The organism is Liquorilactobacillus satsumensis DSM 16230 = JCM 12392, from assembly GCF_001435195.1.
GTDB classification, from domain to species: Bacteria; Bacillota; Bacilli; order Lactobacillales; family Lactobacillaceae; genus Liquorilactobacillus; species Liquorilactobacillus satsumensis.
Map to the genome: position 1 here is coordinate 65,421 of NZ_AZFQ01000052.1, position 22,383 is coordinate 87,803.

Sequence of the window (22,383 nt, forward strand, 5' to 3'; positions counted from 1 at the left end):
CCTCCTCTTATTTCATGATTGTTGGCTGGGCACCAACCACTACGTCAAATGCTTTTTGTTTAAGTTGCGCGTTGCTGACTCCTTTAACAGCATATTTGGCCATAATTTCGTTAATCTGGCGGTATTCTTTCGGATATACTTTAACAAAATGCTGTTGCGCTGTTTGCCAATTATCTAAAAGATCCTTAGCCCGCTGTGAGCCAGTATAGTGATAGTGCTTCTTAAGCAGTTCAGGAAGAAGCTCATCATTTCCCTTTTCATTTAGTTTAAAGAGTTCAATCATTTCAAAATTACACTTTTGCGCAAAATCACCGTCTGGATCGTAAACATAAGCAAGCCCACCAGACATTCCTGCTCCAAAGTTGCGCCCGGTTGAACCCAGAATTACTGCAACACCATCCGTCATATATTCACATCCATGATCACCGATTCCTTCGACGACCACTTGCGCCCCAGAATTGCGAACACAGAAACGCTCGCCGGCACGTCCATTAAAGAACGCTTCTCCACCAGTTGCTCCAAAACAGGCTACATTTCCAACAATCGGCGCACCGCTAAAGAGTTTTTGGGCCTTTTTGGGAGCACGTACAATTAGACGACCACCGCTCAGGCCTTTGCCCACATAGTCATTTGCTTCACCAATTAAATCAAGTTCCAAACCTTGCGTAATAAATGCTCCAAAACTCTGACCGGCAATTCCAGTATACTCAAATTTCAAACGACCAGCGGGTAGCCCGTCATTTCCAAAGCGCTGTGCAATCCAGCCACCAATTCGCGCCCCAACAGTTCGCATTCGATTGTTAATTGACTGTTTAATTACTACTTGTTTGCGCCCAGCAATTGCCGTCTCAGCAAAGGCATTTAATTCTGGCCACTGGTCCTTAGGTGCAAACGGATCAGTTGCTTTACGTTGAATCCCAATTGAAGTTCCCAAGATACGTGAAAAATCAAGTGATTTTGCTTTGCCTTTTGCAATAAAGCGTGGCTGCAAATTCTCCGTATGACCAACCAACTCGTCAATCGTCCGATAACCTAAAGCTGCCATTTCTTCACGCAGATCCTCAGCTAAAAATTGCATACAATTTTTAACATGTTCTGGCTTGCCAATAAACAGCTTGCGCAACCCCGGATTTTGAGTTGCAATCCCTGTTGGACAGGTATTCTTACTGCAAACTCTCATCATAATACAACCAATTGAAACTAACACTAAGGAAGCAAAACTGAATTCCTCGGCACCCAGCATAATTGCGATCGCAATATCACGCCCTGTCATTAACTTACCATCTGTTTCAAGTGTTGTCCGTTGCCGCAGATTATTAAGTGCGAGTGTCTGGTGTGCATCCGCTAAGCCCATTTCCCAAGGCAAACCCGCATCACGGACAGAATTTCTCGGTGCTGCACCAGTTCCGCCATCATAGCCGCTAATAACAACCTTATCAGCACCAGACTTCACAACACCTGCAGCAATTGTACCTACTCCAGTACTTGAAACCAACTTAACCGTAATTTTGGCAAACGGATTAACCTGTTTTAAGTCATGAATCAATTGTTTTAAATCTTCAATTGAATAAATATCATGATGCGGTGGCGGTGAAATCAATCTTACACCTGGAACGGAGCCGCGAATTTCAGCAACCCACGGGAAATTTTTGTTTCCTGGCAACTGTCCACCTTCACCAGGCTTAGCCCCTTGAGCAATTTTAATCTGAAGTTCTTCCGCACTCATCAAATATTCAGCATTAACACCAAAGCGTGCAGAAGCAACTTGTTTAATTTTACTATTCAAGTTACGCCCGTCAGCTTGCGGTTTAAAACGGCGACGATTTTCTCCGCCCTCACCACTATTGCTCTTAGCCCCTAGTTCATTCATTGCTTGTGCAATACATTCGTGTGCTTCCTGAGACAGTGAACCAAAGCTCATTGCACCAGATTTAAAGCGTTTCACGATCTGACTAACAGGCTCTACCTCACTTAACGGAACAGCAGCTTGTTGCAGCTTGATCTCCCATAGTGACCGTAATGTTGTTGGAGTACTTAACTCCTCTTGGCGCATTTCTTTTACATACTCCTGATAGAGGGGATAATCACCACTGCGAACGGCTTGTTGAAACTTGTACATGGTTAACGGGTTATATAAATGATGTTCTCCATCATGCCTAAATTTGAAGCTTCCACCAGACGATAGCGGCTCAATTGCCTTCATTCCAAAGGCACGCTGGTAACGTTCCAAGTATTCTGCTTCAATTTGATTAAGGGACAATCCTCCAATTCGACTCTCGGTCCCCGTGAAGTATTCATCAACAACTGTCTGGGACAGCCCGACTGCTTCAAAAAGCTGAGCTCCTTGATAACCGACAATTGTCGAAATTCCCATCCGGCTCATAATCTTAACGATTCCCTTTTCTGCTGCATGTCTGTAATTAGTCAACTGATCAGCTAATCCATATGCTTCCAAAGTTGCGTAAGCTCCATAAGGGTGAATTGCCGAAGCTCCATAACCTAGCAAGGTTGCAAAATGATGAATCTCGCAGGCCTCACCAGTGTCAACAATCACTGAAGCAAGTTCGCGCTTACCCTTGCGTACTAAATAATTGTTAAGCCCTGAGACTGCTAATAAAACAGGAATAATCAATTTATCCCGGGTAGCTCCACGATCAGTTAATAAAAGGAGATTTGCTCCATTGTCAATCTGACTTTCCGCTTCTTTAAACATGTCATCTAAAGCCTGTTCTAAGCGGTTTGTGCGGACAACATTATCATAACAAAGAGAAACTTCCGCAGCTTTGAAGCCGTACTTTCCATTCAAATGACGCAACTTTTCATAGGCTGCAGAACTTAACAAGGGGGTTTCTAATTTAATCTTCTTAGCATTTTGCGGAACATCGCTGGTAACATCTCCATCAGCTCCAAGAAACATCTCAGTTCCAATGACTAATTGCTCGCGAATTGCATCAATCGGTGGATTCGTAACCTGTGCAAATTGCTGTTTAAAATAGGTAAATAAAGATTGCGGTTTTTTGCTCAGTACAGACAATGGAGCATCATAACCCATCGAAATGACAGGCTCTTCACCGTTTTTAGCCATCGGAATTAAAGCATCCTGAATGACATCTTCTGTGTATCCATGACGCCGCCACAGAATTTTGAGCGCATTAGCAGAAAGTTTTTCATCAACGTCTGCTGCTGGTAAATCCTGCAAAGAATGTTGTTGCGTCTTCAACCATTCTGCATACGGATGCTGCTTGGCATAATGTTCTTTAATCTCTGCTGTCCGATAAAATTTACCAATGCTCGTATCTACTAAAATCATATCTGCAGGTCCCAGAATTCCTTTATCGAGAATCTCTTCTGGTGCAACATCATAGACACCTGATTCAGAAGCAACTACGAGGAAGTTTCCCTTGACTAACTGAAAGCGTGAAGGTCGCAGCCCATTCCGATCCAGAGCTGCCCCAACTTGAACCCCATCAGTAAAACACAGGGCGGCTGGCCCGTCCCACGGAGCAATAAAGCTAGCATTATATTCGTCAAAGGCCCGCTGCTTTGGTGTCAATTGCGTTTCTTTTCCCCACGCTTCTGGTACCATCATCAAGAGAATCTGTGGAATATCGCGTCCATGACGATAAAGATATTCCATACAATTTTCCAACTTAGCCGAATCGGAGTCATCGTCATTGTAAATTTCAATGTTGTGGCTTACCATCCAGTTCTCAGCACGTTTTAATGTATTGATTTCCCCATTGTGTGCCACAAACCGAAATGGCTGTGCACGTTCCCAGCTTGGAAAAGTATTTGTTGAAAAACGTGAATGGATTAGCGCAATCGCTGCACTCATCTTCTCAGCATGCAAATCAGGGTAAAATTCACCAACCTGATAGGCATGTAACATTCCCTTGTAACAAAGAGTCCGACTAGAGAGACTAACAATTGCAAACTCTTCCGCAGAAAATGTCTTTTCCAAATGACGCCGCAAGCGATACAGTTCATCTTCAAAGTCACGCCCAGCCGCAACTTCTGCTGGTTTGCGCATGATTACCTGTGCAAAACCTGGCATTGCTTTTTGCGCTGTCGGGCCACAACTTTCATACACATACGGAACATCTCGAACAGCCAGAATTCTAAAACCAGTTGCCGTAATTTCATCAGTTACAGATTGCAACATTGCCTGTTTTTCATCTTCTTGCTGCGGTAAAAAAAGCATTCCCACTGCGTATTCACCGGCAAGTGGCAACTTAAAGTTTTTTTGTGCCGCATATTCCCTAAAAAAGGCATCAGGCATGGATAACAAAATTCCGGCGCCGTCTCCAGTATCAGGTTCGGCCCCTGTGCCGCCACGATGATTCATCCGCTGCAGCATTGTCAGTGCTCGTTCGACCAGTTCATGACTTGCCTGGCCATCGATCTGGGTAATAAATCCCATCCCACAGGCATCATGTTCAAAAGTCGGACTATACATAGTTTCCTTTTTGATTTTCATTGTTATTCCCACCTTAATCTCCAAATTAACGCCTTCAAACTCATCAAAAACCGAACACTAAAATAAAATTTATTTTAAAGCAATCTAATGTAGTTTTAATTTTAATAAGCAATTTAGAAAATAACAAGCTGTACCCCATAATTCTTTGTAAACAAAAGTATTTAGACTTAAAAAGTTTGTTATCAAACATTGACTAACACTTAAAAATATTTCTAAACGTTGTAAATGTATTCTAACAGTTAACTGTTGCTGTGCCACGAATTTTCTGTCCAAAACTGAAATATTAATAGAATCAAAAAAATTGCACAAAATTAGTGTCTACCGATTTTATGAAAACTCTTTACTTGAATTGCTTGCTAAAGTGTTATTAGTTAATCACATATTTACGACGAAGAACTGTCACGTTTCAATTATCACTAGTCTTGTAGCAGTTAAGCAGCCTTAGCCACTAAAAAAGCACCTCCATTAAAAAGAGATGCTAAGTCGCGTTTATTTTAATTTTCATTTCAGAGCACCATACTTATTCTGATTAACAATATCAGTAGTGCCCATAAAATAATACTCGGTAAAAGCGCATATTTTAGCCCTTTGAAAAATTCCATTGTCACTACCTCCTTGCTCTTCTTATTAAGAAGGATAACGTAGGAATTTAAATAATTTACGAAGAACTCTTAAAGTTTTGCATAAATATGATTCCAAGCGCCCACTAATACATATTTTACGCGCAAAATTTCGTTTGAAGCAGCGTATCTTAATCTGTATACTTGTTGTGTAGTGGCAAAAATGGTTTAAATTGCGGAGCAACTATCTAGCACGAATTGGGGGAATTTGGCTCCAAAATACGCTGTTTGCATTTGCTAAGTTTTTAACTCAGGGAAGGTTTTTCTAATGAAAGATAAATTCACGCTAGCAGCTGGAATTTTAAGAAAACCGTTAATTGGCGTTTTCTCTATCTGGCTTTTATTAATTGTTTTTGGTATTCTACAAAATCCCAACTTTTCACTTTTGAATACAACACCTTTAATTGTGATAATTGCAGTCACTTTTTCAGTATTGGTAATTGCAATCTTCAAGATTCCAAAGATTCAGCAAGGTTGGCGATTCCTCTTTATCACTCACAAATGGTGGAGTGTATTCGTGATTACCGTTTTATGTCTGGTATGGCAGTTCTTCATCGTAACTCAACTTATTACTCCGATCGGTTTTGATGTTCAGTTTATTCACGGTGCACTGCAACACCCCCAATCAGCCGAGACAGCATGGTATTTTAAGTACAATCCGAATAACTTATTTCTAGTATTCTTCCAAAAAACGCTCCTAAACTTTTTTCATGCAACCCCAACATGGCATAATTTAGGGATCCTATCTTTTTGTTGTGTCGTTGGATCCTTCATTTTCAACACGCTATCGATTTATTTTTTAAAACCACAACACACCATTACTACCGTCTATTTGCAAGATCTCCTGCTTGTTCTTTTTCCAATGGTAATTGTGCCTTACTCTGATACCATGGTAATGCCTTTAGTCTCTTTTTATCTCCTTGGATTTATTTTGCTAAAGGTTAGGCACTCTTTTTCAATCCAGTTCTTAGGCTGCCTTTGCTTAGCGCTCGGTTTAACTGGTGCTTATTTGATGAAGCCATCTGCAATTGTACCATTTATTGCAATTATGATTTCAGAACTGCTGCTGGCTTTTGATCACATTTTTAGGATTCAGCGGTTACCACACTTAAAAAGCATTCTGCTTTTGTTTATTTTCCTAGGAATTACAATTCCGCTCACCTTACAATATCAGCATTTCGCAAACACACAGCATTTTATCACTTATGCGAAGGGCCATGAAGAACCTCCAATTCATTTCATTAGTATGGGCATGAGTAATGGCGGCGGCTTTAATCAGGAAGAAGTTATCCGTAATCAGCAGTTAAAAACCGTTAAAGAACGCTCCCGCTACTCACAAAAATTGATCAAACAACGTTTAAAGCATTTTGGTTTTTGGGGCTATCTTAAATTTTTACTGCTGAAAAATCAAAATAACACATCTGATGGAACTTTCGGCTGGAACAAAGAGGGCCGCTTCATTCTAGCTAAACCCACGAATCTAATTAAAGCCTTTTTCTATCCAGGTGGAAAATATCTTGGTGATTATTACTGGTTTGCTCAACTTTTTTGGTTAGTTTTTAGCTTAATTCTGCTATTAGGTGTTAATTACATTGATGAATTTTCTCAAGTCTTTAGATTGGCTATCATCGGCGGTCTAAGTTTTCTTTTGTTATTCGAAGGTGGTAGGAGTCGGTATTTAATTCAATTCTTGCCCGTTTTTTTACTGCTTTTTGGGCTAGTCGCCGAAACCGCCTTTGCCAAAATAAAAGAAAGTATGGCAGTTTTTAAAAAAGATTGATTACGCTTCTATCCTATCCTCTATTTTAGAAAACAGCCGTCAAGCAGTCGCAGCAAATTCAAGTTAGCGCAATCCTTTCTTTAATTAATAGAGTCCAAAAGAGAGTGTGACATAAGTCGGGAAAATTTGAGTACTAACTCGAAATTACGAACATAGCGAGTACTTTGCGATGAGTAATTCGAAGTTAGACGGAGAATTTTGACTTATGGAACACGTTTATCCGGAATAAAAGCGGGGCTGTGACAAAATTTAACTTTTGTCACAGCCCCTTTTAAAAACAAAAAAAGAAGAGGTTTTCCAGGCCTCTTCCGGCGGTGCTGTTTAAGTAGCGTCTATGGTTAATATACACAGATTAAATTAACATTTATCTATTTTTATTTGAAGTTATTTTGAATTATCTAAGATATTTGATAATTAGCAACATCAAAACCTAATTCTAACGAAAGCTTTCTTCACTTTTCAGTTAAGCTCATTAACAAACTCTAATAACTTTACCCTCAACAGCTAACTTTGCACCTTGTCAATTTTTGGTGCCCTTCACTGGCTAATGTAGTGCAGTTACAAATGCAAAGACCCCAAAGAAAATTCCTGGTAGATTTGCTAGAAAAACTGGCCAATCACGATTTTTCTTAAAATACGCATAAACACACCAGAACAAACAATTAATCGCAGCCACCAGCGGTTGAATGGGATTACCATAATTTCCCTGGAGGTTGCTCATGATTTGCGGTATGTATGAAACATACATTAACACAGATAAAACAGTCGCAACTCGACCTAGGACTTGAATAAACTTGTCTTCTTCCTTCAAGAAAGAACCTCCTTAAATATTCACACCATTCGATATAGTTGCAATTGTATACATTCCCCAGTTTGATTGCAAGCCCGTCACGCTTTTGACACTATTCGCAATCCCTTGCCAGCGGCACTATAGAGCTAGGAAAACATTATCTTAGTTTTTGTAAATTCACCCCAAAATAGATTTAACTACAAGCCTGTCGTTATATTTTTGAAAAACATTACTTAACAAGACCTTCAAAACTCAGTTTCTGCCATTGTCTATTAAGCCTTGAATGCCTTTGAGAGATGCCATGTCCGTATTAGTTTCAAAAAACTAGCATCGTGCCCTATTTAATTTGTTAAATTTTTGACAAGTTCAAACTTGATGATTCAAAAAGGAAAAGTTGCCAATTAAAGGAAAGCTACAACTATTAAAAAACACTTTAAGCTCCAAATAGCTTTAAAGAATGCCCCTAAAAATACGCTTATTACCCTAACTGCACAGACAAAAGATATAAAAAAGCATTATATTAACCAACTCTTGTTCTTAATCGCCTTGAATAATAACTTGCAGAATTTCATCTACTTCAGAATTATATCCTTGTTACTCTATAATATGAAACTAGATTAAACAAAATAACCAATTATATTCTGTAATCCACCTATTATCGGCGTTTATATTAAGCGTTGTTTTTTAGCTCTATCTATTTTAAAATTAGCTTGAGCCTAATAAAATATTGTGCACTTCCTAAAACTGAAATTGTGCTTGCGGTTCAAGCAGTGAAGTCTATAATTATTTCGTACGTAATTAAAAACACTGCTTAGTTAGCATGCATAACAGAAAGGAATTTTTATGAGCGAAGAAGAAAAATATTTTATTTATAGAATTGGTATTTGTTTAGAGGAAGCTCTCGATGTGCAAAAAGCAGAGCTTACTGACCAAGACACTCTCGATGATGATTTTGCGATGTTTAAAGTCATTGAAGAACTTAATCGATATGTAGAAGAAGATTCGTTTATTCGTCACAAGCTTTATCATGTGTATAAACAAAATTTGCAAGTTTAAGATGCTCATCAGCAATAGGTTCGTGAAAGTCATCCCTTTATTTGATCACCATTTTAAATGACTGTATAGCGCATCAGTTATTTTGATTATGCAGCCACTTGTCGGTTTTGTGTGCAACAAGTTCTTCAATTTCTTTTTCTGTCGCCCCGACTCTGATTAATAATGCCAGATTCACGAGTAAAACATCAACCAATTCCTCTTTAACATTATTACGATTAAGTCCCTTGTATCTATTGCCAGAGATTCCCTTGCTGGAAAGATACGCTTGGGCTGCTTCTCCCACTTCTTCAGTCAATTTCAGAAACTGCTGTTCGATACTTTTAGGTTCTCTGTTAGCTGCTTTTTTGAGATGATCGTCAAGATATTTCATTCGCAAATCCTCCTGTTTGATTGATTTGGTTATTTATTACTTTTTCAAAAACAATTTCACTATTTTTTAGGCTGTATCTAGGCTATGGATACACATAAGCAGTTAAAAAGCAGTGCCTAACTTGCATTGCAGCCTCACATAGCGAAGGTTGCTGTCACTGCTAGTTTCCCAATTAGCTAACTATTCAGAAAATGCAGGAAAATATTTTTTGCTGTTGCATTAAACGTTTATAACATATATATTATAAATAGATTAAAATACCATTCTCAGTATTTTGATCACATTCTTCTTTTTAGTTTAATACAGTAGCCGCCAGTTATTTGGTGGCTACATTTTTATTATAAATAAACAACTCGCTTAAGTTTGTTGAAATTCATAGCTTTAAATTTAAAAATACTTTAAGAAAATTGCTTTTTGCTGAACACATCGCTATCCGTGATTATCGTAAAGTTGGATTAAATTTTCCCACCTTAAAACTAACCTTTTAGCGCGAGTGCTACATTTATTCTAAAGCTAGTCTGATTAAAATGTAAAAGTATTCCACAGAACCGACTGTTGTCGCCAAATGTATCACGCACAAAAACACCTTCATCAAAGTGGCCGCGGGTGGACTTAAAAAATATTTCTGTTCAATCAACTCAGATCTGCATATGTAACAGAACAGTATTAAAGAACATGGTAGCAAAAAAATGATGTACTTCCCTTTTCCCCAAGCATCTACACCGGTCAATCCAAGATGTACAGGCACATTTTCTGGTAAGAAGAAATATAAGATAACAGCTAAGACTAGTTCGCAAAAATAAAGCAGTATAAAATAAGACAATATTTTTTTGTAAAAGTGATTAAATTTTCCCATGGAAAGCAGCTCTTTTATTTTTTTATTTATTGTTACTCAAACTTCGGATAGAACAATAAAAAGAACTTATACCGGCATTTTAACGCAGCATAAGCTCTTTGTGCAATATCTAATTGGGCATACTGGGTTCAGCTTTATGTTCACAAAGCATAGTATAAATAGCTATATATAAGCAAAAACAGACACAAAAGTTTGTGAACTTTCTTTTCATGCAACACTCATGCAACATAAAAATAGGTAAGTGACTTTCCCCTGCTAATGCAGGTTTTTTTATTTACTTTTTTTTCCATCATTATGAATAAAATTAGTACTTTACAATTTTTAATATATAGTTATAAGATTAAATTGTAGAAGAAGGTGTATTTATGCAAATTTTATACTTGCAAAAGTTAAATGCTACTCCCAAAAAAAATAAGCTTTATCCATTAGGATTTGAATTACAGGATCTATCACATAGACTCATTTCGCTATGCCCGTCTAAAACTGATAAGTTTATTTTTATTTCTCCGGGATATCTTTCAACTACTGTAAAAACAAATCAAAGTTTCATAAAATTATTGGGTACGAATTTTTTGGGTTTAAAAACTTTTTATCTTCTTAATACAATGAATGGAAATCATAGGCTTACAAAAAATCCACACAGCAATTCATTATACACTATTTTAAAAAATTACTTAACATATAAAAATTGTTCAGTACCTCAACTCTCACTCAAAAAGAATTTTCGTGATCATCGAAAAATGTGGTTTTTGGGTTTTACAGATCCATTCTCGCCAAAATTGACAAATAAAAAAAGTATACCCAACTTTATGCAAAATGTTCATGTTTTTGCAGCAGCAATAGGTTCAAGTAATTTTAATATGTCTACTTATGTTCCTATGTCAATAACCTGAACTGTTTTTATGTAGATTGAACCAAGCTAATTCGCTCTTTATTATACCAGCGTACATACCAATCAATACTGGCGATTACTTCTTCGATACTTTCAAACTTTGTTTGAAAGACTAGTTCCCGTTTTAACATTGAATGAAAGTTCTCAATGTAAGTATTATCGTATGGATGACCTTTTAATGAATATGAATGCTTGATATTTAAGTTGGTTAGCAAAGTTTCAAACTGATTGCTGGTATACTGGCTACCCATATCACTGTGTAAAAAAATTGGTTTCTTGGTATTCTGAACAGCTTTCTTCATGGTTCTAGTTACTAATTCTGCTGTCATTTCATTACATACTTGATGAGCAACAACCTTGTGTTTTGTGGGATTGTATACACTGGCTAAGTAAACCCACTGGTGGTTCAGCAGTGGAATGTAAGTAATATCAGCACACCATGCGGCATGCCAGTCTTTATGGACTAAGTTATCACGTTGAGCATAATCGTTGTGAGTAGAAGGTTTCCGGTATTTCTTATTCATTACTGAGTGAATATTCATTGAATGCATCAGATTCCAGACCCTTTTGGCACTAACATTAAATCCTTTATCTGAAAGAGCTTTGTGAATTCTGGGGTAACCATAGACATGTCGACTTTGTTTCCAAGTAACTAAGATTTCGCGTCGCAAAGTAATGTTCTGTTTATCTCGAGCAGTAATTCTATGATTCTTCCAGTAGTAATAAGTACTTTTTGGTATCTTAAATGCTTTCAAAATAATAACTAAGCGGTGTCCGTGTTCTAAACTATCATTGATGAAGCCTAAGGCTTCTTTGGTTGTTAACGTCTTCCAAGTAACACCGCAGCTCGTTTTAAAATTTCAAGTTCCTCCTGAGCTTCAGCTAATTTCTTTTCCATTTGAACGTATTTTTCGTATGAAATGTTTTTACCATCTACTTTGATAATCTTATTTTGTTTAATCCATCTGTTAATAGTATTGGCTGAGACATTGTATTCCTCAGCTAAAGACTTCACTGTATGATCTTGCTTTACTAACTCAACAATTATATGATTTTGGCATAAAAAGACTCCTTTAATAATTATTATACCTGAAAGGTATACCATAAAAATGGTCTATATTATCATCATAGGAGCATTACTCAAAAAATAAATTGCAAAACGAAGCAGATATTGTTTTTCTTGATGATAGTGTATTTTCTCAAAGAAATAACTTGTCAAACTACTTTTCAAGCATTGCTGAAGAATTAAATACTGGTAATTCCTCATTTCCAGTGGCTATTCCAATGAAACCACAAACTCCCACAAATATAATATTAAATAATTTGCTTGAAGACACATTAAATGATACACTCTTGTAATATTTTTCTATAATTATGTATGCCTGCCGAGGACATTTCTAGCATAATTTAACCTATTTTTAAAGCCTTGAAGCGTTGATTTCAAAGCTTTTTTATTTTGTTAACTAATCTAGTTTATTGTAGTTTTTATAATTATGATGCAATTTGCAAATAAATTTAGACACAGAAGTCACCGTCATAATAGGAAGAAAAAAATAACCTCACACAATTAAGTGTGAAGTCACCTTACTAAATTTAGTTGCTCTAACTTCCTCTAACTCCAAAACAAATCAATTCATGATAAGAATTATCAACCTCTTAACAGCAATCTCTTTAACATACATGGTAGCGTATTTTTTTACTTTTTTGTAAGTAACTGAGTACATTATTCTATCTCACTTCGACAACACACCAATAATGAAAATGACTTATTTCACAAAAATTAACCAAAAAACACAGTTCTAATTTCGTTACGAGTAAAAAAGCGAAAAACATTATTAAACGGATATACGGAGTTGGATATTCTTGATTGCTGAAATGTCGAAATTGATAACTCAACTTCTGATTTTTTTAATTCATTTTCGACTTTCTCCTTAAAATATTTCATCAGAGATATTTTATGAAATAGTCTTGGTTTCTTATGCAGCCCTTGTTTCCTAAAATTAGTAATATTAGCTTTAGAATCACACATAATAAAAAAACGTTCTTTGTTTTTATAACAAAAATCTACTAAAGCTTCTGACCATTCTTCATCCTCAGGGAAAAAATTTTTATCACCAAGTAACACAGCAGGTTCATGAAATAATTCTTTTGCTGGCACATTCAACTTTTTTTCCAAAAACAATTCCGTAATCATTTCTAGAGAATAAGTTCTTGTTAAAGCATACTCATCACAATCTGAACTCTCTGCCAAAAAAACCATTTTTTTATAGAGGTTACATAGATCATCGGTCCATGAACCTTTTAACTCATATAGGTGCTTTTGATTATCTAAAGTCATTAATAAGTCATCAGAACTAATACGTGATGTCTTCTGCGAAAAAAACTCCCATATAAAGTCAAAAATTTTAAGATCTTTTTTTATTTTTTCGTGTATCATTGAAAAAAAGGTTTCATATTTTCTAACTTTAAATGGTATACCGTTTTCAAAAAAATTGGTACCATTAAAAACAATATCACTGTAATCCATCTTCAGTATCGCTCCTCTTATCACTAATACCAATATCGTATGGAAACTTAAAATCTGGAATATTTGATGTTCTAGTTAAATAAGATGCTGTCTCTCTAAAATACGGATTCACAATCTTTATAATTTGATTCTGCATTTTTTTTGATTTAGAAAAGTTTGGTGGTAACTTATTTTTAGTTTGAAAATCGCATATATATACGATCCGTAGTTTACCAATATCTTCTTTTTCATTTTTTGCATGTAACCTCACTATATATTCAATCTGAGCACGCCAAAAAAGAGGATCGTCTATTTTTTGCCCAGCATTTTTAAAATTAACCTGTAGCCTAAGCTCAATAGTTGCTTCTTCATCTGTTGAATCCTGAAAATAGTCTTCAAGCTTTAATGGAATATCACTCATGCTCACACTTGCTAAACTCACTTTGTCAACTTCTCTTATAATCTCCATGATATTTCCCCTTTAGATGCAATTTCTCTCTTGACGATATAATTACTATCAATATGACTATGTGACACTTCAGGAAAGAAAACGCTAACTTTATGGTTTTTAACGTTATTACCCCTAAGTCGATTAATAGCTAAAATATCAATTTGATTAGTAGCATCAATCATGTTAGATATATTGCTACTATTTATATTTTTTTGAATTGAGTTAAGTTCATCTTCAGACATTTTCAATATAAAATCAGCTATTTTTCTCTGCTTGGTGCTGTTTTGTTTGTTATAAAGATATCTAATACCTTGCATTGTACCAATTGAGTTTAAGTTAACAGATCTATTCTTTATATTTTTTATTATTCCATTATAGTACCGTCTATCAGACTCGCTAAAGCTCGAAGATTTTAGAATTTTTCCTTTGATAAGATTTAAAGTATTGCTAAATGAAGCTTCCATTCTATCCACACGCTTTTCATCATTAATAGAATCTACAATACAAAAATTTCTCATTTTTATTCTCCCCAGTCTATTAAAAATAGCACATATCAATTTTAACATATTCTGTCAAGCCACTGTATGCTGCGGGTAATTATCGCAGGCCTACTATATATACCTAGTCAGATGACAGTTTTACAACGACTGCTATTTTTTTACAAGTAATTTATATTTTCGTATGTTACTACTTTTAGCTATTTAAAACAATTATTTTTTAAAAAAATGTACCTACCTCAAAAGAGGTAGGTTTTGTTGTTTTTATCGATCAAATTATTACTACGCAAGAATAAACCTGAATGGTTAAAACCAGTCAGGTTTATCGTAGACAGTTATGTACATTTACATTGTGGGTGATACAAGGAGTGTTTAAACACAGCCGTCTATTATTTAGTGTAATATTCAAATTCTACGTGTTCAACAAAAAAGCCCTGGTGAACACCAAGGCTAAAACTCATAGTAATATGGGCTTATTAACTTCGGTTGCATTTTAGCATAAACAACAGAATATCTATGAGTTTTTACAAGTATAACGCATTTTTTTAAATTATTAAATTGTTTTTTCGTTCTTTAATAACCGTATTATGACCTTATACTTAATTCTTGATATTATACACAAAAAGGGTCTTATCTCAATATATAGATAAGTTCTGAAAAGAAAATTCACCAATTTTTCCTAATAGCTATATTTTCATATATATAGCGCTTGATAAATTAACACACCTTTTTAGACTTCTGGACTAATTCCAGAGGTCTGTTTTTTACACAAAAAAAGAGCCTACCCAATTGAGGATAGACTCAGAAACTAGGGAAAGTACCAAAGTTAGTAATGTAAGGTTTGAGAGAGAAACATTACTAGCCTAATGAGAAATTTTACTACTTGAAACTACCTAATGCAACTCCATCTTGCCGACATGCCACATAGTGAATGTTACCATTACTTGCACGATATGCCACATATACAAAACTGCCGTTGCGTACATAGCCAAGATAGGAATCATTACCAGGAACAGTTTCACCACTGTAATAGTAGGAACCTGTCGGCTGAACACCGGGATAAGCAAATACACGCAATGACTGGTTAGGTGTGAATGTGCCACTCTCACGAGTATTTGTGTAAGGACCATCTTGGAATGTTCCTGAAACAGGCTGAGTTGAAACATTTGGAGTAGAAACTTTAACTACATCAGCACGATTTACAGCTGACAAAATTTCTTTAATCACTACACGATTCCCACTCGCTGAAAGAACATGGTAGTTCTTATTCTTCACGAACTTAGGAATTGAAGTGTTGGATCCGTAATACTTATCTGCCGCCGTTTTAATATAAACAGTATCACCAGCACTTAATGAAATTGTAGTCGCAGTGGCTGTGCCGTTGGTAATTGCTTGCGCTGGCTGTGAAGCATTAGATGTTCCTGTATGGTAGTACTTGTCGGAATAGTTTTGCGAAACGTCAAAATTACGACCTAGCATATTCCAAAACTGGAAATCAGACCCCCACTGCCAAGAATTGTTAACAGAATAGCGTGTTCCTGTCGGAATGCTTGGATAAGCTGCTACCCAGCCTTTGTTGGCACTGTTCGTACTGAATCGGTAATTGAACCAACTAGCACTAGAATAAAGGTCCGTAGAATAATACCCCAGCTTATTAAGCTGAGCCACAAATACTGCATTAAAAGCGTTATTTTGGTCAAAGGTGAAATAGGTTGAAGTACTAGATTCTTCATCATTAACCATGACTACATGTCGATCAGAAGTAATCGTTTGAACGTAATTTGCGAAGTAGTTAGCCTCATTAATCGCGTCCTGCTCACTGGTAAAATGACTGAAATGGTAAAAATTCATTGCCATACCAGCCTTATCAGCATTTTGTGCCTGCTCCTTGGCATACGGATTCTTGTAGCTTGTTCCCTCGGTCGCCTTGACGACAACAGCTTTAGCCCCTTGAGACTTCATCTGCTGATAATCAGCTACAGAAACATCCCCATTGTGTGAACTAACATCAACCATATCAACGCGAGGCTGACTAGTCGTCTGAGTCATCGCATGTACATTTTCAATATACAAAAAAGGAGCAACCGCAAGGGCTACTCCCAATAATAACTTTTTAAATTTCACAAGATGACCTCCTATTTATTTTGAGTTGGAGTTTCTTCTTTTTTCTCTTCTGGGTCATTTACGGATCCGGCAATTTTTTGTGTGGTTGTTCCAATTACCTCATTAAATGACTTGGTGAATGTCTCGTTAACACCAGTTGCGGCAAAGCCGGCCACAATTCCTAAGACTACATCAGACAATAAGCTTGCATCTTTACTCTGCATGGCAATTACCAATCCAGCAATTCCCCCGACAACTACAGAAACAAGTGGTAAATACTTCTGATTCTTCACGACTGGTTTAACAACTTGAACTAATACCCAAGTTACAATTACCGTCAATCCTACTGTTGCATTGGTACCTGATCCTAATAAATTTTTCAAAATGTCCATTATTCTTCCTCCTTAATTGATAGTGCTCTGACTTTGTTGTACAAAACTTCTCCTGTGCCATTACCCCCAAGATCTTTGTAGCTAGAAAAAATATACTCCAAGTCGTTTAACTGACCAGGAGTCACATACTCATTTTTCAGATACTTAGTACAGTTGGCGTAAAGCTCATGGTGTAGCATGGCAACGACACCGGCTTTTAACAGATTATCTGTTTGATGCAGACCGTCCATTGTTTTTTGGTGCGTTTCCTTTTTATGTTCTAAGTACTTCGTCCAATTTCTTACAGCCCATGCGATCACACCCACACCACCCAGTTCACTAAATATCTGTAGCCAATACCCTAGTTGAATCATCTTCCCACTCCTAAAATTCCAAAATAAAAACCTCTTAAGAGGCTTGCACTACAGTGAACTTGGCTAACTTAGCTTTAGCAAGAGCCTGGAAATCTTTCTTGGTTAAATCATCGAGTGTCTTTCCATCGGTCACATCCTCAGCTGTCAACTGAATACTTGCACTGACTGCATTACTATCCTGGCTGCCATTTAAACCTACTGAAACAGCTTGAGTTGTCCCGTCAGTTGCAAAGCTATAAGCAATTCTGTTTAATGTAATTTCCATAATTATTTACCTTCCTTTGTAAAGTTGTTTTCGAGCTGGTCCATCACTAAATCGTAAAGAATAGCGTCACTGTTGCTTAAATCTTCGGTGTAGTTATTGAGCGCATCGTAGAGAGCCTTGATTTTCTCGTTGTACTCAGTAAACTCAATCACAGCCTTTTCCTCAGCTAGTTCATTTAACTTGTTGTTCAGTTCCCCTACTTTATCCTTATTCTTTAATTCGTATTGGTTATCCTTAACCACCGCCTTTCCAGATTTATCTTTAACAAAATAAGGATCACGAATTTCATCGCGATCCTCACTGAATTCTTTATTCTTCTTATCTAGCAACTTAATTAATTTGGTACGCCCTCGGCTTGCTTTATTTTTTAACTTTAAACCTGCTAAGAAATTACCAACTGCTACTACTTCACCATTTCTAAATTCCAATGTTTTTGTCATGCTGCACTCTCTCCCTTTAATTGTTTGACCTGTTCCTTTAAATCCTCAATTTGATCGTATAAATCCTGAACTGCAACTATTGTATATCCAAGTGCTGTTCCATCCTCACGCCCCTTGCCATCTGCTGAAATCCAATCAAATGGCATTGAGTATTTTGGCTTATCGTTAATATCATCAATAATTCCTGAAGAATACTTTTTCGTAATGCCATTCTCAACATCATCTTTGTACATGTATTCTTGGATATCAACAGTTCGAATAGCATTCCGTGCCTTAAGCCTATCAAGAGGAATAACATTAGTTTTCTTCGATAGCAAGGAAGTCTGATTAAATGATTGAGCATGGATAGCCGCATTTCCTCCACTTCCAAAAGCACTGTTGACCCATAATCCGTCACCAGCTGTTGTAATATAGTTATTTGCAATATGGAAACCATTTAAACTCATTACATTGCCATCTAATATGATTCCTGAGGCTCTAATTAATACATTCGAACCAGCATTATCATTGTATTGGTTCTCCCAAATACTAGTACCTATTTCAATAAACGGATGATTAATATAACTGTAGCCAAGCCCTCCATAAAGATAGGTTTGAGCAGAGGCCATCTCGATTCGATCTTCCCTCAAAAGTAAGCCAGACCCTGTTAGACTTGCAGGTGGCCCCATAACAAAATCGCCATTATAATCATCAGTTTGCACTACAACATTTTTGGCACCTTTAATTGCCATTCCGCCTTGACCAGCTGCAAATGCACGTTCGTTAAGGCTGATTGTTCCGTATAATGGCGCATCCCAAGCAGCCCAAGATGACTTATTGGAGAAATAGATATTACCATTTCTAAATATAAATCCATCACCATTGGAATTGTTTTGAGAAAATGTTCCATCATTAATTTCAATGTTTAACAAACCATCAGTCGATTTAATTGCACCTTTTTGAAACAGAACTTCCCCAGTATCAAGATTCAAGCTCAAGTTCGATCCACTTAATGTACCAGTGGTAATGTTGGCAGCATTGAGATTAATCACATTGACGCTTGCACCGTTTAAAGTCCCAACTGTTATCTTGTCAGCTGATAGAGTATCGATCATGGCAGACTTAATTACGGCATTATCAATATAAGTTGAAGCCGTGATATGCAGTTTATCTCCATAAATCTGAATGCCCTCAGAACTGACGTCTATCGCGGCAATTACCCCAGATTTTTCAACTCTCAGATTAATATCATCGGAGAGCTGAGTAACTTTAGAAGTATAATCCTGCGATGAAACTTTTGTTTGAACAACATTTGAAAGTTGCGTAACAGTACTATTATCCGCCTTATTTGACACAGTGGATTGAATACCTGAGATAGTCTGATTAATAGTACTAAACTTGCTATCTGCATCGCTCTTATTGTTAGTTACTGTAGTACTTATACTATCAGCTTTCTGGCTAACGCTAGAAAGAGCAGTAACTGTGGCAAGGTCAGCAGGCGCTGGCGACCAAGGACCAAATTTAGTCCCGGTCTGCATTTCTAATTCTTTAAACATGATCTTATTGTAAGGGCCAGCACGGACAATTAGAGTTCCTCCCGCGGTGTCGGGCTGCGTCTTGAATGTGTGCCCCTGCCTTGGATCTGAGTTTGATATGTTGTAGTTGTTATCTACATACGTTGCCGTGGTACTGCCGTCACTTTTTCTCTCCACAAAGAATACATGCGCCTCAAAACTCCCAACTTTAGACGAGTCATATTCACCCCAGTCTAAATCAATGGATATGCAGTAATCAGTGTTTGGCTGCACGCCTGTAATATCCCTAGATATTTCTGCGGACATTGTTCCAGTCAGCACGTCAATAACAGTATCCGTGCCTTCTATACGAGCTGTGGCAGGATTAAATGCCCAGCCCGTATTTTCTAATACGCTCATACTAGAGTTAGGAATTATGTTACGCCCACCAATTTGTAAGTTATCAAGATTGGTTTGTACTTGAGAAACAGTGCTGTTAATTTCATTAGCTTTAACTGATATCTGACCACTAGTCCAGTCTTGGGTTGCATATCCTGTAAGAGCATTATTGATATCATTTTGGGTTACTTTAGTCTGAATCTGTCCGGTCATAACAGAGATATTACCCTCGGCAGTTGAAACACGTCCGGCCAATTGATCGACGTCGGTTGAATTAGCTTTTAAATTGATTAAATTGGTGTTCTGTTCGATCTGAGTTGTGTGACCTGTAACTATTGTAGAAAGATCGGTAAAATCTTGCGGCGCTGGACTCCATGGTGTTGCTTTAGAACCCTGTTCTAGTTTAGGTTTAGTAATATATACATCTAAACTGCCGCTAGGGTTATCTCCCTTATTGTTTCTAAACAGAAATGTTTTATTACCCATATCTGTATCACTAGCATGAGTATCAAAATTTTGGGTGAAGTATTGCCATTCAGAAGTAAGAGACCATGTGTGGTGATTATCACCTCCGCCGACACCGGGATAAACATAAGTCGTTAGAATTCCAGTCCCTTTAGCCCAAAATCCAATAGTATAAGTTTGCTGAATTGATGATAATCCTGCTAAATTAGGTTGATTTAAAAAATCTTGGTAATTATCTACGGTACCTGAATAGTGGAATATAGTTGGGCTGGAAGTATCTATACTGCCAAAATATCCCCATGTAGCTTTGAAGGTTCCTGAATTAGTTAGTAAATTTGTGTTTGCATAGTCCAAATTATCTATACGCGTGTTAGTGTCACTAACCGTCTGCGTGATATTTTGAGCGGTAGCTTGCAACGAAGCGATATTTCCCTGAGCGTCTTGCATATTAGCAGTCAGCCCTGTGGCAGTTGTCTGCAGTACTGTAATATCATTCTTGCTATTTGTTACGGCAGTCTTAATTCCATTTATATCTTGTTCCGTTGAACTAACTCTTCCATCGGTATCCGCTAATTGATTCTTAAATCCACTAATATCAGATTGAACAACGATAATACTATCGCCATTTTCTTTTGCTTTCTGAGTAACTGCGGATAAGTCACTCTTTGCATCAGTTAATTGAGTTTGAACATTCGTAAGATTATTGTCAGTCTGGCCAATTTTTGTTAATGCTGTCGCTGCATCATTCTTAGCATCCGATGCCAGTTGATTTGCATTCGAACCAAGTGTATACGCTGAAACAGCCTGCTGGATAGCACTATCAGCCTTATCGACTGCATTTTGAGAGTTTGTTTTCGCAACCTCTGCTTCTGCCTGATTAGCAGCTACCGCACTCTTTACATCTTCGCCAGTCGCATCAGAAAGAGTCTGAGACCACTTACCAGAACCATCACTTTGACGTTCATAGGTCCACATCTCCAACTTGTTCCCATTTTGCTTATACCAAAGATCATTAAACTTAGCCCCCGTTGGCTCATCGGTTGTCTCGGGCCCATAAATAAAATTACCCGCAGGGGTTAATTTACCGACTAACGTTTTTACCACTTGCGTCAGTTGACCGTTCCAAGCATAAGTTGAACTTGAAGTAGATGTTTGATCAGCTTTAGAGACTGCTGAAAAGCTCCCATCAAAGGTCATAGTGTAAGAATTATTAGGAACATTGAACTTGTTACCTTTTGTATCTTGGAGAGTTAGCCAATCGCCAGCTTCAATGGCAGGATTTCCAAACCAATTTAGACTATAAGGATAAAAATTAATATCTTTGAGTTGTGCCCAAACCATTTCGAGTCTTTCCTGTGTCATTAAGTTATTGGTAAGCTTAATTTGTGATCCGGTAGAATCACCAACTTGCAAAGTTACAGTATTATCTGTCGATTCTCCAGTTGAATCAGTAGTAGTTGTAGTTACCTCGCACTGAATACCACCGATTTTGTATGGAGCCTCATTCTTGGTAAGACCCGCCTGTTCATACTGACTTGGATCCAATGTGTAATCTGGAGTGGCTACTGTATGAATTGTCAGCTTTCCATCTCTATCGAAAGTCGCAAACCCAGCATAAAACTGTGCTATCCAGCCAATTGCATCACGATAAGTCTGTCCTGAAATTGCATTTGCTAAACTTGTCACTGTAGGTAATCTTGCAATCTCATCGGTATTAAGCATAACTCCTGCCATATTAGCTATTTCTGCAATAATATCTGCAGCACTCGCAGGATAGCTTAACTTAGAAGTATAAGTTCCTTCCATTAAACACATTTGGTCATAACATTTAATCGAAGTCTGATCATTATTACGGTCCATCTCAATGTCATCAGAAACAATAAAAACACCTAATGGACAGTATTCGTAAGTCCCATCAGATGTTTTAATACCAACTTTTGCTGTGACTTTTTGTCCTTGTTCTAAGCCCTCAACAATATGTGAGAACTCGATTGTCAGTCCATTTTCATACGTGGAACCAATGGCAAACGTATCGCCAGTGAATGCTCCAGAATCATAGGCAATAGAGGTAATATCAGTGGTGTGGTAATCAGTACCATTAATCGTTACAATTGCGTCCAATACCCGTTCGGTTGCTCTCCAAGCTTCAAGGGCTTTATCTGATTGTGTTATCAAATT

Annotated in this window: 17 protein-coding genes and 1 pseudogene; 3 read left to right on the forward strand and 15 right to left on the reverse strand. The window is 37.1% G+C overall.

Annotation, left to right across the window (positions count from 1 at the left end; genetic code table 11):
* Positions 1–7: 7 nt before the first annotated feature.
* A complete protein-coding gene (gltB, locus tag FD50_RS08955) occupies positions 8–4,477 on the reverse strand; it encodes a glutamate synthase large subunit (RefSeq protein ID WP_056961211.1) in 4,470 nt (1,489 codons plus the stop codon).
* Positions 4,478–5,365: 888 nt separating this feature from the next.
* Here gltB and FD50_RS08960 point away from each other — a divergent pair.
* Positions 5,366–6,877 carry a glycosyltransferase family protein gene (locus tag FD50_RS08960; protein WP_056961212.1) on the forward strand — a complete coding sequence of 504 codons (1,512 nt, stop codon included), beginning with the start codon at positions 5,366–5,368 and terminating at the stop codon, positions 6,875–6,877.
* Between the two features lie 544 nt (positions 6,878–7,421).
* Here the strand turns inward: FD50_RS08960 and FD50_RS08965 are convergent.
* Positions 7,422–7,688: a SemiSWEET family transporter gene (locus tag FD50_RS08965; RefSeq protein WP_054758163.1), complete on the reverse strand. Its 267-nt coding sequence runs from the start codon at positions 7,686–7,688 to the stop codon at positions 7,422–7,424.
* An 822-nt stretch (positions 7,689–8,510) separates the two neighbouring features.
* On the opposite strand from FD50_RS08965, the gene FD50_RS08970 reads away from it, so the two are divergent.
* The gene (locus FD50_RS08970; RefSeq protein ID WP_054758164.1) at positions 8,511–8,723 is read left to right on the forward strand and encodes a hypothetical protein; all 213 of its coding nucleotides are present in this window, start codon (positions 8,511–8,513) and stop codon (positions 8,721–8,723) included.
* Positions 8,724–8,796: 73 nt separating this feature from the next.
* On the opposite strand, the gene FD50_RS08975 is transcribed toward FD50_RS08970, so the two are convergent.
* Positions 8,797–9,093 (reverse strand): MazG-like family protein, encoded by a 297-nt coding sequence (locus tag FD50_RS08975; protein ID WP_056961213.1) that lies wholly within the window; start codon positions 9,091–9,093, stop codon positions 8,797–8,799.
* Positions 9,094–9,595: 502 nt separating this feature from the next.
* On the reverse strand, positions 9,596–9,949 hold the full coding sequence (locus FD50_RS13080; RefSeq protein ID WP_056961214.1) for a DUF1648 domain-containing protein: 354 nt from the start codon (positions 9,947–9,949) through the stop codon (positions 9,596–9,598).
* Positions 9,950–10,314: 365 nt separating this feature from the next.
* On the opposite strand from FD50_RS13080, the gene FD50_RS08985 reads away from it, so the two are divergent.
* Entirely contained in the window at positions 10,315–10,842 is a 528-nt protein-coding gene (locus FD50_RS08985; protein WP_056961215.1) for a hypothetical protein, read from the forward strand.
* A 7-nt stretch (positions 10,843–10,849) separates the two neighbouring features.
* Here the strand turns inward: FD50_RS08985 and FD50_RS08990 are convergent.
* From FD50_RS08990 to FD50_RS09045, 11 genes and pseudogenes are all read right to left on the reverse strand, one after another.
* A pseudogene (locus tag FD50_RS08990) lies at positions 10,850–11,647 on the reverse strand (IS3 family transposase); the annotation flags it as partial.
* A gap of 14 nt (positions 11,648–11,661) precedes the next feature.
* Positions 11,662–11,946 carry a helix-turn-helix domain-containing protein gene (locus FD50_RS12555; RefSeq protein ID WP_082610500.1) on the reverse strand — a complete coding sequence of 95 codons (285 nt, stop codon included), beginning with the start codon at positions 11,944–11,946 and terminating at the stop codon, positions 11,662–11,664.
* A gap of 675 nt (positions 11,947–12,621) precedes the next feature.
* Positions 12,622–13,368 carry a hypothetical protein gene (locus FD50_RS09005; RefSeq protein ID WP_056961217.1) on the reverse strand — a complete coding sequence of 249 codons (747 nt, stop codon included), beginning with the start codon at positions 13,366–13,368 and terminating at the stop codon, positions 12,622–12,624.
* Entirely contained in the window at positions 13,355–13,816 is a 462-nt protein-coding gene (locus tag FD50_RS09010; RefSeq protein ID WP_056961218.1) for a hypothetical protein, read from the reverse strand. The genes FD50_RS09005 and FD50_RS09010 overlap by 14 nt, the downstream gene beginning before the upstream one ends.
* Entirely contained in the window at positions 13,804–14,316 is a 513-nt protein-coding gene (locus FD50_RS09015; protein WP_056961219.1) for a hypothetical protein, read from the reverse strand. Before FD50_RS09015 ends, FD50_RS09010 begins: the two co-directional genes overlap by 13 nt.
* Before the next feature lie 858 nt (positions 14,317–15,174).
* Entirely contained in the window at positions 15,175–16,419 is a 1,245-nt protein-coding gene (locus FD50_RS09020; RefSeq protein WP_056961220.1) for a GH25 family lysozyme, read from the reverse strand.
* Positions 16,420–16,430: 11 nt separating this feature from the next.
* The gene (locus tag FD50_RS09025) at positions 16,431–16,790 is read right to left on the reverse strand and encodes a holin (RefSeq protein WP_056961221.1); all 360 of its coding nucleotides are present in this window, start codon (positions 16,788–16,790) and stop codon (positions 16,431–16,433) included.
* Positions 16,790–17,143, reverse strand: coding sequence for a hypothetical protein (locus tag FD50_RS09030; protein WP_056961222.1), 354 nt, complete (start codon positions 17,141–17,143; stop codon positions 16,790–16,792). Before FD50_RS09030 ends, FD50_RS09025 begins: the two co-directional genes overlap by 1 nt.
* A gap of 34 nt (positions 17,144–17,177) precedes the next feature.
* On the reverse strand, positions 17,178–17,408 hold the full coding sequence (locus FD50_RS09035) for a VCBS domain-containing protein (protein WP_054756769.1): 231 nt from the start codon (positions 17,406–17,408) through the stop codon (positions 17,178–17,180).
* Between the two features lie 2 nt (positions 17,409–17,410).
* The gene (locus tag FD50_RS09040; protein ID WP_056961223.1) at positions 17,411–17,848 is read right to left on the reverse strand and encodes a DUF1617 family protein; all 438 of its coding nucleotides are present in this window, start codon (positions 17,846–17,848) and stop codon (positions 17,411–17,413) included.
* A complete protein-coding gene (locus tag FD50_RS09045) occupies positions 17,845–22,380 on the reverse strand; it encodes a gp58-like family protein (protein WP_056961224.1) in 4,536 nt (1,511 codons plus the stop codon). The genes FD50_RS09040 and FD50_RS09045 overlap by 4 nt, the downstream gene beginning before the upstream one ends.
* Positions 22,381–22,383 lie beyond the last annotated feature (3 nt).

Coding starts and splice junctions, on each gene's coding strand:
- gltB (WP_056961211.1), bottom strand. CDS start 4,477: ATGAAAATCAAAAAGGAAACTATGTATAGTCCGACTTTTGAACATGAT.
- FD50_RS08960 (WP_056961212.1), top strand. CDS start 5,366: ATGAAAGATAAATTCACGCTAGCAGCTGGAATTTTAAGAAAACCGTTA.
- FD50_RS08970 (WP_054758164.1), top strand. CDS start 8,511: ATGAGCGAAGAAGAAAAATATTTTATTTATAGAATTGGTATTTGTTTA.
- FD50_RS08975 (WP_056961213.1), bottom strand. CDS start 9,093: ATGAAATATCTTGACGATCATCTCAAAAAAGCAGCTAACAGAGAACCT.
- FD50_RS13080 (WP_056961214.1), bottom strand. CDS start 9,949: ATGGGAAAATTTAATCACTTTTACAAAAAAATATTGTCTTATTTTATA.
- FD50_RS08985 (WP_056961215.1), top strand. CDS start 10,315: ATGCAAATTTTATACTTGCAAAAGTTAAATGCTACTCCCAAAAAAAAT.
- FD50_RS12555 (WP_082610500.1), bottom strand. CDS start 11,946: ATGGTATACCTTTCAGGTATAATAATTATTAAAGGAGTCTTTTTATGC.
- FD50_RS09005 (WP_056961217.1), bottom strand. CDS start 13,368: ATGGATTACAGTGATATTGTTTTTAATGGTACCAATTTTTTTGAAAAC.
- FD50_RS09010 (WP_056961218.1), bottom strand. CDS start 13,816: ATGGAGATTATAAGAGAAGTTGACAAAGTGAGTTTAGCAAGTGTGAGC.
- FD50_RS09015 (WP_056961219.1), bottom strand. CDS start 14,316: ATGAGAAATTTTTGTATTGTAGATTCTATTAATGATGAAAAGCGTGTG.
- FD50_RS09025 (WP_056961221.1), bottom strand. CDS start 16,790: ATGGACATTTTGAAAAATTTATTAGGATCAGGTACCAATGCAACAGTA.
- FD50_RS09030 (WP_056961222.1), bottom strand. CDS start 17,143: ATGATTCAACTAGGGTATTGGCTACAGATATTTAGTGAACTGGGTGGT.
- FD50_RS09035 (WP_054756769.1), bottom strand. CDS start 17,408: ATGGAAATTACATTAAACAGAATTGCTTATAGCTTTGCAACTGACGGG.
- FD50_RS09040 (WP_056961223.1), bottom strand. CDS start 17,848: ATGACAAAAACATTGGAATTTAGAAATGGTGAAGTAGTAGCAGTTGGT.